Source organism: Mesorhizobium sp. M7D.F.Ca.US.004.03.1.1 (genome assembly GCF_003998635.1).
GTDB classification, from domain to species: Bacteria; Pseudomonadota; Alphaproteobacteria; order Rhizobiales; family Rhizobiaceae; genus Mesorhizobium; species Mesorhizobium loti.
Window position 1 is genome coordinate 1 of sequence record NZ_RZQG01001347.1, and the last position, 1,165, is coordinate 1,165.

Genomic DNA, 1,165 nt, shown 5'->3' on the forward strand with positions numbered 1-1,165 from the left:
ACCGCAAGCTGACCGACACCGCCGAGCGGAGGCTCAAGGTGCTGCAATCGCTCGACACGCTGGGCGCCGGCTTCCAGCTGGCCAGCCACGACCTCGATATCAGGGGCGCCGGCAATCTTCTCGGCGAAGAGCAGTCCGGCCACATCAAGGAGGTCGGCTTCGAGCTCTACCAGCAGATGCTGGAAGAGGCGGTCGCCGAGGTGAAGGATTCCGGCGAAGTGCAGGATGGCGGCTGGTCGCCGCAGATCGCCGTCGGCACGGCGGGGATGATCCCGGAGAGCTATGTGCCGGACCTGCAGCTCAGGCTGGCGCTTTATCGCCGTCTCGGCGATCTCGAAAACACCGAGGAAATCGATGCTTTCGGCGCCGAGCTGATCGACCGCTTTGGCCCGCTGCCGGAAGAGGTCAAGCATCTCCTCAAGATCGTCTTCATCAAGGCGCTCTGCCGCAAAGCCAATGTCGAGAAGCTCGACGCCGGGCCGAAGGGCGTCGTTATCCATTTCCGCAAGCGCGAATTCTCCAACCCGGTCGGGCTGGTCCGGTTCATCGGCGAGCAGGGCTCGTTGGCCAAGATCCGGCCGGACCACAGCGTCGTGTTCGTGCGCGACTGGCCGACGGCCGAAAAGCGGCTGGCGGGTTCGGCGGTGGTGATGACCCAACTGGCACGGCTGGTGGAGAAGGCTGCCTAGCGCAGCCGGCACATTCGCCAGCGCTTGAATTCCGGTCTAGAATAGGAAATCGGCTTCGTGTATGGAGCCGCGATCCCCTATGGGGCGGATTGGCGGGCGATGGCGCCCATTTGTTTGTTTGACGCAATTCCAGACGGAAAACCGTTTCACGCTTTTCCTGGAATTGCTCGGAAAGAGCGTTGGGTGCAGCGATGACGAAATGGTCGCCGAATTCGTGGAGAGCAATGCCGATCAAGCAGGTTCCTGCCTATCCGGACCTTGCCGCGCTGAAGAGCACGGAGGCCCAGCTCGCAACCTTTCCGCCGCTGGTTTTTGCAGGAGAGGCGCGCAAGCTGAAGAAGCAGCTCGCGGCTGTCGCTGCCGGTGACGCGTTCCTTCTCCAGGGTGGCGATTGCGCCGAGAGCTTCGCCGAGCATGGCGCGGACAACATCCGCGACTTCTTCCGCGTCTTCCTGCAGATGTCGGTGGTGCTCACC

2 protein-coding genes are annotated in these 1,165 nt (G+C 62.8%); both read left to right on the forward strand.

Features of this window, described 5'->3' with window-relative positions; translation table 11 throughout:
- A partial coding sequence (locus EN935_RS36950; RefSeq protein WP_348629924.1) for a TRCF domain-containing protein occupies nt 1-689 on the forward strand: 689 nt, incomplete at its 5' end.
- 191 nt (nt 690-880) lie between these two features.
- Nucleotides 881-1,165 (forward strand): 3-deoxy-7-phosphoheptulonate synthase (locus EN935_RS36955; protein WP_164771731.1); only part of this gene is annotated, 285 nt, incomplete at its 3' end.